This window comes from Bacillus sp. EB V-12 (assembly GCF_056158125.1).
Genome location: NZ_JBUXJL010000043.1, coordinates 1 through 2,227 on the forward strand (window position 1 = coordinate 1; position 2,227 = coordinate 2,227).

2 protein-coding genes are annotated in these 2,227 nt (G+C 32.5%); both read right to left on the bottom strand.

Features of this window, described 5'->3' with window-relative positions; all coding sequences use genetic code 11:
- Positions 1–112: 112 nt before the first annotated feature.
- Entirely contained in the window at positions 113–844 is a 732-nt protein-coding gene (locus ACZDYH_RS30260; RefSeq protein WP_000687954.1) for a DsbA family oxidoreductase, read from the bottom strand.
- 199 nt (positions 845–1,043) lie between these two features.
- A complete protein-coding gene (locus ACZDYH_RS30265) occupies positions 1,044–2,003 on the bottom strand; it encodes an alpha/beta hydrolase (protein ID WP_033692091.1) in 960 nt (319 codons plus the stop codon).
- Positions 2,004–2,227 lie beyond the last annotated feature (224 nt).

Consider the following 2,227-nt stretch of genomic DNA (forward strand, 5'->3'; position numbering starts at 1 on the left):
TACGTTTTTTAAAAAACTTTATATTTTATAGATTTCATTTACGTATTTCTTCTATAAGTTATATACAAGCATCCCACAGAACAATCTATGGGGTGCTCTTCTACCATAAAAACTATTGTTCTTTCGACGGCACCGAACAACTTCCATCAGTACAAGAAAGATCGCTTCCACCCTCTGAAGAAAGTTCTTGCAACTTAGGTGCAGGATTCTCTTCTTCCCACACTTGCTGAAGTGCACCAACAAAAGTTTCAAGTGGTTGTGCACCTGAAATAGCATACTTTTGATTAATAATAAAATAAGGCACTCCCGAAATTTGATATTGCTGAGCAATCGCTTCATCAATTCTAACATCATTTGCATACGCATTTTTATCATTAATAACATTTAAAGCTTCTTGCTTATCTAAACCTGAAGCTTCAGCGATAGTAGCAAGTGTATCCACATCGCTTAAATTTTTCGATTCAGTGAAATATGCAAAAAGTAGATTTTCTGTAATCTCTTTTTCTTTCCCTTGATTCTTTGCAAACTTCGCAAGACGATGCGCATCAAAAGTATTAGTCGGCTTCATCTCATCAAAATTAAAACTTAAACCCATACTAGCTGCATGATTTCCTAACTGTACGTTATTACGCTTAGCTTCTTCAATACTAATTCCATACTTTGATGCAAGTACTTCATTAATACTTGTTCCAGAATAGATTGGAGCATTTTGGTCTAATTCAAAACTTTTAAACTCAACTTCAACATCCTTCTTATATGGAAATTGCTCTAAAGCCATCTCTAATCTACGTTTCCCAATATAGCAAAATGGGCATACAAAATCCGACCATACTTCAATTTTCATAAAAACACCTCATTAACATTTAGTTTTCAATCATTGTAGCACTGAGATTAAGGAATTCAAAAGTTTTTGCTCTATCTCCTTCATATAGTACATACAAAAACACACTTATAGCAGAATACCTAATTAACAAAAAAACGATAATCAAAAGGATTAACTATTATCCCTCCGATTATCGTCTATATAAATGCAACAACTTTAATTATGCCGGAATATACTTCCCTACGAACTTCCATACAGTATTCCAATATTTATTCGAATCTACTTTCTCCGCTTCTCCATGTCCAGCACCTGGAACAATTAATTTCTCTTTTTCTACTTTTGCAGCATTATATACTTCATCTAACATTTCAAAAGGAACGAATGTATCAGCATCCCCATGAATGAACAGCATAGGTGTTTTACTTTTCGCTACTTGTTTTACAGCTGAAGCCTCTTCTAAATCGTAACCAGCTCTTAATTTAGTAACCGTATTTGCCGCATTCATAACAGGAAACTTCGGTAAATGGAATAAATCTTTTAGTTGATAAGTAAATTCATCAATAACAGTTGAGTATCCACAATCTTCAATAATAACTTTAACATTAGAAGGTAAATCTTCTCCTGAAGTCATCATTACAGTTGCCCCGCCCATCGAAACACCAAATAGAGCTATTTCAGCATTAGGATCTTTCTTTAAGATTTGTTGAATCCAAATCAAAACATCTTTACGATCATGCCAGCCCATACCAACATAATCTCCTTCACTATTTCCATGTCCACGAAGGTCTGGTGCTATGACATTATAGCCTTGTTCATAGAAATTACGAACATATTTCGTCATTTCTGATGCTCTACCATTGTATCCATGAACTACAATTGCCCATTTATGACTAGATGGTTCATTCATATATTCATAACCTTTTAAATTTAATTTATCGAAAGAACGTATAGTTAATGTGTTAGGTTTATACTTCGATACGAAGTTTGCATTCTTTTCTTCATTTGCAGCCAATACATCTCCCGATGCACTTACCGTTTCTACTAAATGAGGATTATCTTGCAAAAATTCCTTTTCTTGTTTCGCATTTAACGCATAGTTATAAAAATAATTTCCAACTAACATATACACGATTACTAGCAGGACTAAGACTACTATAGTAATTATACTTATCTTTTTCATATTATCTCCTTTTCTAACTTAAATCTTCTTATATTAAAGTACATCAAAAACAACTGTACTATTTTAACACACTGATGAATCCTATCTTTAAGAAATAAAATAGAAAATCTTAAATTACATATAAAAAATCACGAAAGAAATTGAATAAAACTTATATAGCTACGTACTCAAAAACCTTTTTAAAAAGCGAAAAGCACTTCAAAATATTTAGCTTTAAAAAGAAG

Excerpts from the sequence above, each read along its gene's own strand:
- ACZDYH_RS30260 (WP_000687954.1), bottom strand. The coding sequence starts at position 844 with ATGAAAATTGAAGTATGGTCGGATTTTGTATGCCCATTTTGCTATATT.
- ACZDYH_RS30265 (WP_033692091.1), bottom strand. The coding sequence starts at position 2,003 with ATGAAAAAGATAAGTATAATTACTATAGTAGTCTTAGTCCTGCTAGTA.